10 protein-coding genes are annotated in these 12,486 nt (G+C 67.3%); 3 read left to right on the top strand and 7 right to left on the bottom strand.

Features of this window, described 5'->3' with window-relative positions; genetic code table 11:
- Positions 1 to 11 precede the first annotated feature (11 nt).
- Complete coding sequence (locus ACZY1F_RS08170; RefSeq protein ID WP_463941260.1) at positions 12 to 767, bottom strand: ZIP family metal transporter; 756 nt, start codon at positions 765 to 767, stop codon at positions 12 to 14.
- A 155-nt stretch (positions 768 to 922) separates the two neighbouring features.
- On the opposite strand from ACZY1F_RS08170, the gene ACZY1F_RS08165 reads away from it, so the two are divergent.
- Positions 923 to 1,543 (top strand): L-threonylcarbamoyladenylate synthase, encoded by a 621-nt coding sequence (locus ACZY1F_RS08165; protein ID WP_282330773.1) that lies wholly within the window; start codon positions 923 to 925, stop codon positions 1,541 to 1,543.
- Positions 1,544 to 1,578: 35 nt separating this feature from the next.
- Here ACZY1F_RS08165 and ligD read toward each other — a convergent pair whose 3' ends face one another.
- The gene (ligD, locus tag ACZY1F_RS08160) at positions 1,579 to 2,601 is read right to left on the bottom strand and encodes a non-homologous end-joining DNA ligase (protein WP_463941259.1); all 1,023 of its coding nucleotides are present in this window, start codon (positions 2,599 to 2,601) and stop codon (positions 1,579 to 1,581) included.
- Between the two features lie 77 nt (positions 2,602 to 2,678).
- On the opposite strand from ligD, the gene ACZY1F_RS08155 reads away from it, so the two are divergent.
- A complete protein-coding gene (locus tag ACZY1F_RS08155) occupies positions 2,679 to 3,356 on the top strand; it encodes an alpha/beta hydrolase family protein (protein WP_463941258.1) in 678 nt (225 codons plus the stop codon).
- A 50-nt stretch (positions 3,357 to 3,406) separates the two neighbouring features.
- Here the strand turns inward: ACZY1F_RS08155 and ACZY1F_RS08150 are convergent, their stop codons facing one another.
- Together ACZY1F_RS08150 and ACZY1F_RS08145 are read right to left on the bottom strand one after the other, a co-directional pair.
- Entirely contained in the window at positions 3,407 to 3,565 is a 159-nt protein-coding gene (locus tag ACZY1F_RS08150) for a hypothetical protein (protein WP_463941257.1), read from the bottom strand.
- Between the two features lie 154 nt (positions 3,566 to 3,719).
- Positions 3,720 to 6,533 (bottom strand): ATP-dependent RNA helicase, encoded by a 2,814-nt coding sequence (locus tag ACZY1F_RS08145; protein WP_463941256.1) that lies wholly within the window; start codon positions 6,531 to 6,533, stop codon positions 3,720 to 3,722.
- Between the two features lie 95 nt (positions 6,534 to 6,628).
- Here ACZY1F_RS08145 and ACZY1F_RS08140 point away from each other — a divergent pair, with 95 nt between their 5' ends.
- Complete coding sequence (locus ACZY1F_RS08140) at positions 6,629 to 6,889, top strand: hypothetical protein (protein WP_463941558.1); 261 nt, start codon at positions 6,629 to 6,631, stop codon at positions 6,887 to 6,889.
- A gap of 49 nt (positions 6,890 to 6,938) precedes the next feature.
- Here ACZY1F_RS08140 and ggt read toward each other — a convergent pair whose 3' ends face one another.
- The 3 genes from ggt to ACZY1F_RS08125 form a co-directional block, all read right to left on the bottom strand.
- Positions 6,939 to 8,786, bottom strand: coding sequence for a gamma-glutamyltransferase (gene ggt, locus ACZY1F_RS08135; protein WP_463941255.1), 1,848 nt, complete (start codon positions 8,784 to 8,786; stop codon positions 6,939 to 6,941).
- A gap of 115 nt (positions 8,787 to 8,901) precedes the next feature.
- A complete protein-coding gene (locus ACZY1F_RS08130) occupies positions 8,902 to 10,158 on the bottom strand; it encodes an MFS transporter (RefSeq protein ID WP_463941254.1) in 1,257 nt (418 codons plus the stop codon).
- 10 nt (positions 10,159 to 10,168) lie between these two features.
- Complete coding sequence (locus tag ACZY1F_RS08125) at positions 10,169 to 12,328, bottom strand: elongation factor G-like protein EF-G2 (protein ID WP_463941253.1); 2,160 nt, start codon at positions 12,326 to 12,328, stop codon at positions 10,169 to 10,171.
- Positions 12,329 to 12,486 lie beyond the last annotated feature (158 nt).

Here is a 12,486-nt window from a genome sequence, read left to right as displayed (position 1 = left end):
ACGGCGGGAGCTCACCCCCCGAGCTGGTGGACTGTGAAAGCGGTCAGGAACCCAACGGAAGCTGTGAGTCCCGTGAGGTTGTGATGCTCCTCGAACGCCTCAGGGATCATGGTGTCGGCGAGCATCGCCAGGATCCCGCCCGCCGCGATAGCGGTAATGAAGGCGACGACAGCTGCCGGCGCGTTCTCCAGCGCCACGTACCCGATCAGTGAGGCGAGCCCGCACATCACGGCAATGCCTCCCCACACCCCAAAGATGTAGCCGGTACTGCGGCCTGCCTTCTTCATCCCGGCCGTTCCGGACAGACCCTCGGGAACGTTGGAGATAAACACGGCCACAAGCATGGCCGGACTGACCGATCCCGCCGTGATGAGTCCGACGCCGAGCACTATCGACTCAGGGATCCCGTCGAGGAGGGCACCGAACGCTATAGCAGTGCCGCTGCCCGGGCTGTCCTGCTCCGACGGCTGCTGGCCGCCCGAGCGTTTGCGGTGTTTAGCGCCGGCCCGTGACAGGAGCATGTTAGCCCCGACGTAGACCACGGAACCGGCCAGGAATCCGGCTATGGTGGGCCACAGGCCCCCTCCTTCAACAGCCTCACCGACGAGCTCGAACGCCAGGGCCGATATCAGCACGCCCGCCCCAAAGGACATGATCGAGGAGACAAGTTTGGATGGAATGGCCCACTTCCACGACGCCGCAGCCCCCAGCACCAGGGCGGCACCAGCCAGGGTTCCCCACATCAACGCCTGAAGCCACACCGGCATGCTGCCACCTTTCGTTTGTCCGCCCGGGACTCACCCGACGGACTGAACTGTAACGCCCTGAACCTATCCTCCATGAACCTATACGCCTACGGCGTTGGACGCACGGACCGTGCCTGTCTACTGACCAGGGCGGCAATTGTCGTAGGCTCAGGAACATGGCCAGATACTTTGATGTTCATCCCCAGGATCCCCAGCCCCGCGCCATTACGCAGGCCGTGAAGATCGTGCTTGACGGCGGGCTGATCGCCTACCCCACGGACTCCTGCTACGCCCTCGGGGCCCAGCTGGGCAACAAGGATGCGCTGGACCGGATCCGTAATATCCGCAAGCTCGACGACAAACACCACTTCACACTGGTGTGCAAGGATTTCGCCCAACTGGGCCAGTTCGTGAACATTGGCAACGACGTCTTCCGCGCCATTAAGGCCGTCACGCCCGGCAGTTACACATTTATTCTGCCTGCCACCAAGGAAGTTCCGCGCCGGCTGCTGCACCCGAAGAAAAAGACGGTGGGCGTGCGGATCCCGGATAACCGCGTGGTCCAGGCGCTGCTGGCCGAGCTTGGCGAACCCCTGCTCTCCAGCACCCTGCTGCTCCCGGACGAGGAAGACCCGCTGACCCAGGGCTGGGAAATCAAGGAGCGCCTCGAATACGAGGTGGACGCCGTCATCGATTCCGGCGACTGCGGGGCAGAGCCCACCACGGTGATCGACTATTCCAGCGGGGTGGCCGAGGTGGTTCGTCGCGGCACCGGGGACCCTTCCCGGTTCGAGTAGGCCCTTCCTGAACACGGGGACCAGCTCAAACGGACTCAGTCCTGCTTGCGTGCGCGGCTCGGCTGTACCCGTGGGGGCTCACCGGGCATCTTCGGGTAGTCCGGCGGGAAGGGCAGCTCGCCGAGGCCGGCCTTGAGGTCCCGCTCCCACCACTCCAACAGCACATCGATAGTGCCCGGATGCGCCTTCATGTCTGCCCAGGGATCGCCAATGGTCCGAAGCCGTTCCGGGACCGTCAGGATGGTGAAGTCCTTGGGATCCGCGTTGCCCAGTTCGTCCCAGCTGATTGGGCAGGAGACCGGCGCATGGGCCAGCGCGCGGGGGCTGTACGCGCCGGCGATGGTCCGGTCGCGGTTCGCCTGGTTGAAGTCCAGGAACACCTTCACGCCCCGTTCCTCCTTCCACCAGGCTGTGGTGACCTTGTCCGGCATCCGCCGCTCCAGCTCGCGGGCCGCCGCGATCACCGCGTGGCGGACGTCCAGGAATTCGTGGGTGGGCTCGATGGGCGCGTAGACGTGCAGGCCGCGGTTCCCCGATGTCTTGATGAACGTTTCCAGCCCGGCCTCCGCCAGCACGTCCTTCAGCGCCAGCGCGGCCGGGACGGCGTCGTCGAAATCCGTGCCCGGCTGGGGGTCAAGATCGATCCTGAGCTGGTCAGGGTTATCGGTATCCCCGGCCAGTGAGGGCCACGGGTGGAACACCACCGTATTCATCTGGACTGCCCAGACGGCCGCGGCAGGTTCGTCCAGGACCAGCATGGGGTGCGAGCGTGCGCTGGGGAAGACCACCTTCACCGACCGGATGAAATCGGGGGTTCCCTTGGGCGGGTTCTTGGAGAAGAACTGGTCCCCTTCGACGTTGTCAGAGTACCTTTGCAGCGCCACCGGACGGTCACCGTTCGCGGCCATGAACGCTTCCCCCACATCCACCATGTAGCGTGCGAGGTCCAGCTTGGTCAGACCGAGATCCGGCCAGAGCACCCTGCTGGGGCTGGAAACACGCATCTCGCGCTCGCCGTGCGGTCCCGGGACAGTGAGGGTGGTCTGTTCGCTCGCCATGTGGACAACCTACCCTGCGCCGCGCGCGGCGTCAGCACCTCGGCGCGTGGTCGCCTGCGATCCGGCATCATGGACCTATGGCCGCTGCTGAATTCCCTGTCACCTTCCCGGTCGGCGACGTCGAAGTCTCCGGCGTTTACGCCCGCCCGGACAGCCCGTTTGGGACCCTGGTGCTGGCGCACGGCGCCGGGGCAGGTATGGAGCATCCCTTTATGAGCGGGTTCACCCGCGGACTGAACGACGACGGCGTTGCCACGTTGCGCTTCAACTTCCCCTACCGCGAGGCCGGACGGAAGTTCCCGGACCGGCCGCCGGCAGCCATCGCCGCCTGGCGGGCCGCCATGCATGAAGCAACGCGGCTCGGAGCCGAGCACGGTGATACCGGACCGGTGTGGGCTGCCGGTAAATCGTTCGGCGGCCGGATGGCGTCCATGGCCGTTGCTGAGGGAATGGATAGTGCCGGACTCGTCTATCTTGGCTACCCCCTGCACCCGCCCGGCAAGCCGGAAAAGCTCCGCGACGAGCACCTCTACGGGCTCACGCTCCCCATGTTGTTCCTGCAGGGCACGCGCGACACCTTCGCGACGGCGGACCTGCTGGAGGGTGTGGTGTCGCGGATCGGCCCGTCCGCCGTCCTTGACTGGATCGACGGGGGTGACCACTCCTTCGCCGTCGCAGGGAAGAAGCGCGACGCGGCAGAGATCGGTGGGGCGCTGGCGCCGAAGGTGGCTGGGTTCATGCGGAGCCGCGGCTGACCGGTCCGGCCGGGCCGGACCTCCGGGTCTGGCGGGGTGCCCCGGCCCGGCTACGCGGCGTCTTCGTGCCACCAGCCTTCCCAGGCGGTGGAGGTCAGCCGGCCGGTGGGGAAATCGGTCTTCACGATCCCGCCATTGCCATTGTGCGGGCGGTTGCCCTCTCCGCGGCCGGCGTCAAAGAGGAAGTTCAGGCTACTCAAAAGCAACATAATTGTGTCCCTTCGTGTGGTGTTCTGACCACGTTGTCCAAGTAGGACCGAGCCTAACTGCGCCATGTTTCAGTACGTCGACGCAACGTTTCGGCCACGTATCGGACATCTCACCTGTACAAACGACGTAAGAAAGCCTCCGGACGGACCGGCGCTACATGCGGGCTTTGGTCCGGGCAGTCGGCTGAGCCGTCCAGGGATCCTCGGGCCACGGATGCCTGGGGTACCGGCCGCGCATCTCGGACCGCACCTGCGCATAGGGCCCGGACCAGAAGGAGGCCAGGTCATCCGTCACGGCGAGCGGCCGCCGCGCAGGAGACAGCAGGTGAAACAGGACAGGCACCCTGCCGTCCACCAGCCGGGGCGTCTCAGCCCAGCCAAAGCACTCCTGCAGCTTGACCGCGACAACCGGCCGGCCGCCGTCGTCCGCGCCATTCTGCCCAGATGCTGCCGGCCTGGATCCTGACTCGTCAGGCGCCGGCGGGCCCGACCCGACACCGCCTGAGCCCGCTTTGTCCGATACCTCGGGGTAGTCGATCCGCACCATCGATCCGCTCGGCACTTTCAACGCCTCCGGTGCCAGCTCCGCCAGGCGGACCGCCTCCGGCCACGGCAGCAGCCGCCGCAAGGGGTCGGTGAGGTCGATGCTGCTGGTGGCGGCGCCGCCGGCCAGTGCCTCGAGCTCCGGCCCCAGCCAGGAGTCCAGCCGTGCCAGCAGGGCCGGATCGGAAACATCCGGCCACGGCTCGCCCAGTTCGCGGCGCAGCAACGCGAGGCGGCGGCGCAAGGCGTCAGCCGCCGTCGACCATCCGATGGTTGCCAATCCTTCCTTGGCGAGGGCGCGGGCCACGGCTGCACGGCCGTCCTCGGCGGAGGGGCGGACGGGGGTGGAGGACAGGCTGATGGCACCCAACCGGCGTTCCCGCCTGGCCTTCACCCTGCCCTGGTTGAACTGCGCTTCCACCGTGTCGGTCAGGAGCTGCCCGGCGGCCGCCTCTGCGGTTTCGGCGCTCAACGGCGCCGCGGAGCGGATCACCGCCCCCGTGCCAGCCGCATCCCGGCCAGCGGCACGCGAAACTTCCGCCACGGCCAGCCACTCCTGCCCGCTCAGCGGACTGCCCGCCGGTAACCCCGCGCGCGTACCGGATGACAGCAGGTACCGTGCCGGGCCATCGCCCGGGACGCGCCGGGCCACGCGGTCCGGGAACGCAAGCGCGACGACGACGCCCACCGCCTCCGCTGCAGTCAAGGGCTCGGTTTTCACAAGGGAAGCGATGGCGGACGGGCCGACGGCGGCGGCCTCCTTCAGCGCAATGGCCTCCAGCCGGCGGACGTCCTCCGCCCAGCGCCGGGCGGCGGGGTCCTTACCGGTGCGAAGTACGGTCAGTAGCCGGGTGAGATCTGCCCCCGGGGCGCGCTGGTCCCCCGCCACGAGTGCCACTGCTTCCGCTGCGGCGCGGTGACCCACGGCAGCTGCGCCGTCGAGCAGTGCCCGGGCCAGCCTGGGATCGGACGGAACCCTGGCCAGCGTCCGCCCCAGCGAGGTTGCATGCCCATCCCGGTCCACAGCAGCGAGTTCGCGAAGCACCTCGATGGCTTCGCCCATGGCTGCTGCGGGAGGTGCATCCGGAAGCGCTAAGCCGGCGCCGCCAGGTGATCCCCAGCAGGCCAGGACCAGAGCAACGCCGGTCAGGTCCGCGACCGCGATCTCGGGGGTCACATGCGCCGGCGCGGCACCATAGGTCCGCTGGTCGTAGCAGCGCACCACCCGGCCCGGCCCCTGCCGCGCCGCCCGGCCCGCGCGCTGTTCCGCGGAAGCCCGTGAGCAGGAAACAGTTACCAGTCCGGACATGCCCCGGCTGGCATCGCGGCGGGGTTCACGGGTCAGCCCTGAGTCGATCACCAGCCGCACCCCGGGGACGGTCAGGGACGATTCGGCCAGGTCCGTGGACACTATGATCCGTGCAGCGCCGCCCGGCCGCCGCCCCGACACAGCCTGGTCCTGCTCGGCCGGGCTGGCCTGGCCGTGGAGTTCCAGCACGTCGGTCCCCGGGGCCGCCCGGCCGCGGAGGCGGGCCGCCACATAGGAGACCTCCCAGGCGCCCGGGACAAAAACCAGTGCATCGGTGCCCGCGTCCTGCCCCACCGCGGCGGTGTGGGCCTGCGCAGCCGTATCCGCCACGTGGTCCAGGAACCCGCGTGTCACTCCGCGGTCGTCCAACCGCGGCACTGCGGCAGGCGCCCACTCCACTGCGAGGGGGTACAGGGCTGAGGGACAGTCGACGACGGGAGCCGGCCCGCCGTCGTCGTCCGCGGTCCCTGTCTGTTCTGTTGCTTCGTGTCCGGTCCCTGCATTCCCGGCAGCTGCGCCCCCGATCAGGGCGGCGAAGCGGGGCGCATCAAGGGTGGCGGACATGGCCACCAGGGTGAGGTCTCCGCGCAGCTGCCGCACTTCGGTGAGCATTCCCAGCAACAGGTCGGTTTCGAGGCCGCGTTCATGGACCTCGTCCAGGATGACCGCGCCGATGTTCTCCAGGCCGGGATCATCGAGCAGGCGCCGCAGCAGGATCCCCGGCGTGACAAACTCCACCAGGGTGGCGGGCCCGGCGTGGCGTTCACCGCGGACGGTGTACCCCACGCGGTCTCCGAGCCGGCTGCCATCCAGTACGGCCAGGCGGCGGGCGGCTGCACGCGCCGCGACGCGTCGGGGCTGGGTGACCACCACGCGCCGGGACTTTCCTGCAAGCGCGGCGAGGTTGGCCAGCAGGGGCGGGACAAGCGTTGTTTTGCCGGTGCCGGGCGGTGCCTGCACCACTGCAGTACCCGCCGCACCGCCGGCGCGCAGCACGGAGGACAAGTCCCCGAGTGATTCAGCGAAGGCCAGGCCGGTGCTGATGGCCGCCAGATCAAAGGTGCCGGCGGTAGAGGTGCCAGCAGGGACGGCGGCGGAGTTGGTTGGCGATGTCACCCGTCCATTGTCGCCGCAATCCCGCACCGGGTTCAGCGGAGGTGCGGCCGGATGCGTCAGACTGGAGGTCGTCGACCATGAAAGCAGGATTTCCTTTGATCAATCTCCAGCAGGACTCTGAAGGCTTCATCCGCATGAAGCGGCACTTTCCCGCCAGCGCCACTGTGACTGTCACGTTCAACGACGGCTCCCAGGAGGAAGTCTCCGGCCGCCGGCTCAACGAACTCTACGACGACGCCCTTGCCGTGTACCGCGCCCAGAACCAGCTTGATGCCAAGGGCTTTTCCCGTGGTCCGCAGAAAAAGATCCAAACCACCATCGAGTTTGTCCCTGTCCAGCCCGGCATGGGGCAGTAACGTGTGCCACCGTCCCCAGCGGCTCGCGGTGCACTGAGGCACCGCCGGCTCACCGTGTGTTTTTGACCACCATCGCCGAACCGCCACCGCGCCGCAAGGGCTCGGCAACCGCGGTCATGCTCTTGCCGGGCCCGAACTCGATGGCTGTCGCGGCACCGATTTCCGCAGCCGAGGTGAAGGCGTCCCCTGCGGGGACCAACTTGTGACCGTACGGTGCCAACGCGTCTCCATATGCTTTGATGAAGTCCGGCTCGGCCGTGACATTGGCGGTGTTGCGCTGGGATGCACGCGGTGCCGCCAGCGAGTCCAGAATGTTCATATCCAGGTCCACCCTGTTGAGGATGGTCTGCAGCACCGTCGTGATAATGGTCGATCCGCCGGGGGAACCGAGCGCCAGGAACGGCTTTTCGTCCTTGAGGATGATGGTGGGAGACATCGAGGACCGTGGACGCTTGCCCGGCTCGATCCGGTTCGGGTCGGTGGGGACATAGACGGTGGAGAAGTCGGTGAGCTCATTGTTCAGCAGGAACCCGCGGCCGGGCACCACCATGCCGGACCCGCCGGTCTGCTCGATCGTGAGGGTGTACTCCACCACGTTGCCCCACTTGTCAGCGACAGTCAGATTGGTCGTGGAGATGTTTTCGGTGTCCTTCTCGTCTGCCGTTGCCGCAGGTTCAAGCGTGCACACGCCGCTGTAATCTGACGCGTTCCCTGCCGGTACGGGCTTGGTTGCCGCCTTGCCCGGATCGATTTCGCAGGAGCGTTCCTTGCCGAACTGCGGATCCGTGAGGGCATCGGTGGGGACATCGACGAATGCCGGGTCGCCCACGTACTTGGCCCGGTCCGCGAATGCGAGTGCGCTGGCCTCGAGGTAGTGATGCAGTGCGTCCGGCGCGGTCATCTCGCCCAGGTTAAAGGGCGCCAGGATATTCAGCGCCTCGCCCACTGTGGTGCCACCGCTGCTGGACGGAGCCATGCCGAAGACGTCGTAGCCGCGGTACTCAACGTGAGTGGGCTCCTGGTCCAGCGTCCGGTATGCGGCGAGATCCGCCGTCGTAAGGTGGCCGGCCGGAACAGGCAGCTGGGTGGTGTCGCTCTTGGCCGGTGACTGGACCGTGGCGGCGATCTCCGCTGCGAGCGGGCCGCCGTAGAAGGCATCCGTTCCCTCCTTCGCGAGGAGCCGGTACGTCTTGGCGAGGTCCTGGTTATGGAAAATACTCCCGACGGCGGGCAGTTCGCCACCCGGGAGGAACAGGCTGCTCGTGGCGGGAAATGCTTCGAAGCGCGCCCGGTTGTCATCTGTCTGTTGGCGGAAGGTTTCATCCACCACGAATCCACGGTTGGCCACCTTGATGGCGGGCTTGAGGGCCTCGCCAAGGTCCAGTGTGCCCCACCGTTCCAAGGCCCGTTCCCACGTGGCCGGTGTCCCGGGGACGCCTACGGAGACGCCACTGGTGACCAGTTCGGGGGTAAACCGGTATGGGCTGCCGGCCGGGTTCGCCGGAGTGACGGTGGCTGGATCGATGAACGCGTCCGTAGGCATCGTTGCCGGCGCCGTTTCGCGGCCGTCGATGGTTCCCACTTTGCCGGTCTTAGCGTTGTAGAACACGAAGTATCCGCCGCCGCCGATGCCGGCGCTGTAGGGCTCGGTCACACCCAGGGTCGCGGCCGCGGCGACGGCGGCGTCGGCCGCATTGCCGCCGGCCCGGAGGACCTCGATCGCCGCAGCGGACGCCTCCGGGTCAACGGTGCTCACCGCCCCGCCGTACCCCGTAGCCATCGGGGTCTTGTCCGTCGCGCGGGGATCTGCGAACGCGGGGCTGGTCACCGCCCCCGTTGTTACGCTCAAAGCCAGGACAGCCGTCACAGCCGCCAATCGACGTCGCACACTAGGCATGATCTCTCCCAAGTCAGGGTGTTCCGCAGGGTGGGTTTGCGCCACGTTACTCCGCTGGCAGGGGACTCTCAAGGCTCAATTTTTTGTGCCGCGGGCATGGCTAAGGGCCATGGCTTCAGGCTGGCGCAGCAGTTTCGGTGGTTGCTGTGTCGGCCGGCGAGCGCCGCCGACGGCTCGCCAGCAGGAACGGTACGGCGAACAGTTCGATGACACCGCTGATGGCCAGTGACAGCGGATAGCCGTACACGTCCGCCGCCCGGCCCATGAGCGGCTGCACCACAATTCCACCGCTGGATCCCATCAGCGAATCGAAGCTCAGCACCGTGGCCCGCTGTTTTGAGTCGATCATGTCGTTCAAATAAGCCTGCCGTACCGGGGTGCCCGCGGCGGAGACGAGCGCCCAGAGCACCAGCAGCAGCAGGGCCACCCAAAACACGCGCGTGATGCCGAGCGCCACCAGGATCAGTGCCCCCATGCTGCTGCTCACCACCAGGACAGTGGTGCGCTTGTGGACCAGGCGCCGGACAATCGGCGCCAGCCAGCCGCCCACCACTTGCGCCCCGGCCACAATGCCCGCGGCGAGCCCGGCGACGGAGTATGCGTGCGGGTCGCCGAAGAGCTCCAGCAGATAGGGCTGCAGAGCGTAGAAAACATAGATCCCGACGCCGGCGCTGAACGGCGCGGCCAGCATGATGTACCGCACGGGCGGGTTTTTCAGGCCGTTGTCGATGGAGGCGGCCAACACTGTGCGCGTCGCCTGAAGCGGATGGGGCGAACGCTCCGGCGTGAAACCCACATCGCGCATCAGCCAGAAGGCCACCCCGAACATCGCCAGGAGCACACCTACGCGCAACAGGAACGGCACGCCGAGGTCAGTGGCCTGGGCGATTACGCCGCCGGCCGTTGAGCCCGCGAGCATGGCGACGCCGGCTACCATCTGTGCCCGTCCGAAGACTGCCTCCAAGGCACCGTCATAGCCGGAGAAGTGCAACGCGTCCACCAGCCAGGCCTCCACGGCCCCGGAGAAGAACGTGAACCCCAGGCCCAGCAGGACGGACACCACCGCCCAGGCCCAGAAGGGTGCGGACAACTGCCAGAGCAGGTAGTACAAGTAGGTGGAGGCCGCCAGCGTCACCGTACCGAGCAGGAATGAGACCCGTCGACCCCATCCGTCCGCGATGACCCCGGTGGGAATTTCGAAGAGGACCATGCCGGCCGTGAAGAAGGCGTTGGCCGCGAAGGCTTCCAGGTTGCTCAACCCGGCATCCAACAGGAAAAGCGTATTGATGCCCCAGATGAACGAAGCGGCAAGGGTATTGCCCAGTGTCAGGGTGAGGTAGATGCGCTGGATCTTCCGCGCGGCGGCATTCATGGCGTAGCGTTCATGAGCCGTTGGGAACCGGGTCATGCCGGAGGTAGCGGCGCCGGAACCGGCCGGTCCCGGCAGTCAGCGCACGGAGCTCCACGGCGTATTTCAGCAGTTCCTGGTCCGGTACTTCGGCGCTGATTTCAGTCAGCTCGCTACCCGAGGTGGCCGTACCGGTGAGCCTGCCGCGGCGTGCTGAGAGGTCACTCATCACAGCACCCACGTGCGCCTCGGACACGGTGATGCTGACCGAGGAAACCGGCTCAAGCAGCTGGATGCGACCGGCCGCGGCCGCCTCCCGGAGCGCCAGTGCGCCGGCAGCCTGGAACGCGGCGTCGGACGAGTCAACGCTGTGGGCTTTGCCGCCCACCAGGGTGACGCGCAGGTCCACCACGGGGAATCCGGCGGCCAGCCCTTTCTGCATCTGCGCCCGCACCCCCTTCTCCACGGAGGAGATAAACGTTCCGGGGATCACCCCGCCCACCGTTTTGTCGACGAATTCGAACCCGCCGCCACGGTCCAGCGGCTCCACGTCGATGTCGCAGACGGCATACTGCCCGTGTCCGCCGGACTGTTTAACGTGCCGGCCGTGGCCCGTTGCCGGGGCGGCGAACGTTTCCCGTAGCGGTGTCACCACGCCAACGGTGTGCAGCTTGACGCCCTGGTCGCGCAGCCTGTCCAGCACCACCTCGGCATGGGCCTCCCCCATGCACCAGAGAATCAGCTGGTGTGTTTCCGGGTTCCGCTCCACACTCAGGGTGGGATCGCCGGCGGCCACCTTCGCCAGGCTCCGTGCCAGCGCATCCTCGTCACTGCGCGAGTCCGCTTCGACCGCCACCGGCATCAGCGGCTCCGGCATCTCCCAGGTGGCCAGCAGCAGCGGCCGGTCCTTGGCCGAGATCGTGTCCCCGGTTTCGGCGCCCCCCAGTTTTGCCACCGCGCAGATGTCGCCCGCCACACACTGCGACACAGGACGCAGGGTGGGGCCCAGCGGCGAATACAGGTGGGTGAGGCGCTCGTCGGCATCATGGTCCTGATGGCCGCGGTCCGCGAGCCCGTGCCCGCCGACGTGCACGGGCGTGTCAGCACGCAACGTGCCGGAAAAGACCCGTGTCAGGCAGACCCTGCCCAGGAACGGATCAATGGTGGTGCGGACCACCTCAGCCGCCAGTGGCCCCTCCGGGTCACAGGCTAAGGCCGCCGTGGGAGCGCCCGCCAGGTCAGTCGCCGCAGGGAGGCCAACCTCCACCGGAGACGGGAAGCCCTTGGTCAGTACTTCCAGCAATTCCGCCGTGCCGAGTCCGGTGATAGCTGAGGTGGGCAGGACCGGGAAGAAGGAACCACGGGCGACGGCGGTTTCCAGGTCCACGATGAGGACATCGGTGTCGATGTCCTCACCACCCAGATAGCGGTCCATCAAGGTCTCGTCCTCGCTCTCGGCGATGATCCCCTCGATGAGCCGGCCTCGGGCTACCTCGGAATCAGCGCGCTCGCCGGGATCGGCGTCCCGGGAGCCGGCGTCTGCCTGCCCGGCGGAGTAGTCCGAAACTGTGCCCGTCAGCAATCCCAGCAGCCCGGTGGTTTCGCCGCCGGACCGGACCGGGACGTACAGCGGCAGCACGGAGTCGCCGAACGCCTGCTGGCAGGCGGCCAGGACGCCGTCGTAATCTGCCCGGGGGTGGTCCAGGCGGGAGATGACCACGGCCCGGGGAGTGCCGAGGCGTTCGCATTCGCCCCAGAGCGCCGTAGTGGTGGCATCGATGCCGTCCACGGCGGAGACAACTAAGAGGGCGGAGTCCGCAGCCCGCAGCCCCGCCCGAAGTTCGCCGATAAAGTCTGGATACCCCGGCGTATCCAGCAGGTTCACTTTAATGCCGTTGATGAGCAACGGGACCAGGGACAGTGTGACCGACCGCTGCTGCCGCACTGCTGATGGGTCGGAGTCACTGACGGTGGTGCCATCCGCGATGGAGCCTTTGCGTGTGATCATGCCGTGTGCGGCCAACAATGCTTCGACCAGCAGGGTTTTCCCGGCGCCCGAATGCCCCACGAGCGCCACGTTGCGCACCTGCGTGGAATCCGCTGCCACGATGCCGTTGGAAGCATCAGCCCGGCGCACTTCCGGCCCCCCACGCCCCGGTGTCCGCGCTGTGTCCTTTGCGCCTCTCACTGACATGGGAACCTCCTGGCATCTTTGCCATGCACCGGGCCGAATCGTGTTCTTTGATTCGACACCCTGGCGGGCGCAAGGGCAAGAGCAACCACCGGGACGGTGCGGCCGCTGCGGTGGATAATTGCAGCCAGCGCCCAAAGTGCCATTGTGAGGAGGTCCCG

The organism is Pseudarthrobacter xylosi, from assembly GCF_055412765.1.
Note: the sequence above shows the minus strand (reverse complement) of the source record. Positions and strands in the feature narration are given on the sequence as shown.

What these genes read in the sequence shown, in the direction of transcription:
- ligD (WP_463941259.1), bottom strand. Translation starts at nt 2,601, where the DNA reads ATGGCGAGCGAACAGACCACCCTCACTGTCCCGGGACCGCACGGCGAG.
- ACZY1F_RS08130 (WP_463941254.1), bottom strand. Translation starts at nt 10,158, where the DNA reads ATGAATGCCGCCGCGCGGAAGATCCAGCGCATCTACCTCACCCTGACA.
- ACZY1F_RS08170 (WP_463941260.1), bottom strand. Translation starts at nt 767, where the DNA reads ATGCCGGTGTGGCTTCAGGCGTTGATGTGGGGAACCCTGGCTGGTGCC.
- ACZY1F_RS08125 (WP_463941253.1), bottom strand. Translation starts at nt 12,328, where the DNA reads ATGTCAGTGAGAGGCGCAAAGGACACAGCGCGGACACCGGGGCGTGGG.
- ggt (WP_463941255.1), bottom strand. Translation starts at nt 8,786, where the DNA reads ATGCCTAGTGTGCGACGTCGATTGGCGGCTGTGACGGCTGTCCTGGCT.
- ACZY1F_RS08150 (WP_463941257.1), bottom strand. Translation starts at nt 3,565, where the DNA reads ATGTTGCTTTTGAGTAGCCTGAACTTCCTCTTTGACGCCGGCCGCGGA.
- ACZY1F_RS08155 (WP_463941258.1), top strand. Translation starts at nt 2,679, where the DNA reads ATGGCCGCTGCTGAATTCCCTGTCACCTTCCCGGTCGGCGACGTCGAA.
- ACZY1F_RS08165 (WP_282330773.1), top strand. Translation starts at nt 923, where the DNA reads ATGGCCAGATACTTTGATGTTCATCCCCAGGATCCCCAGCCCCGCGCC.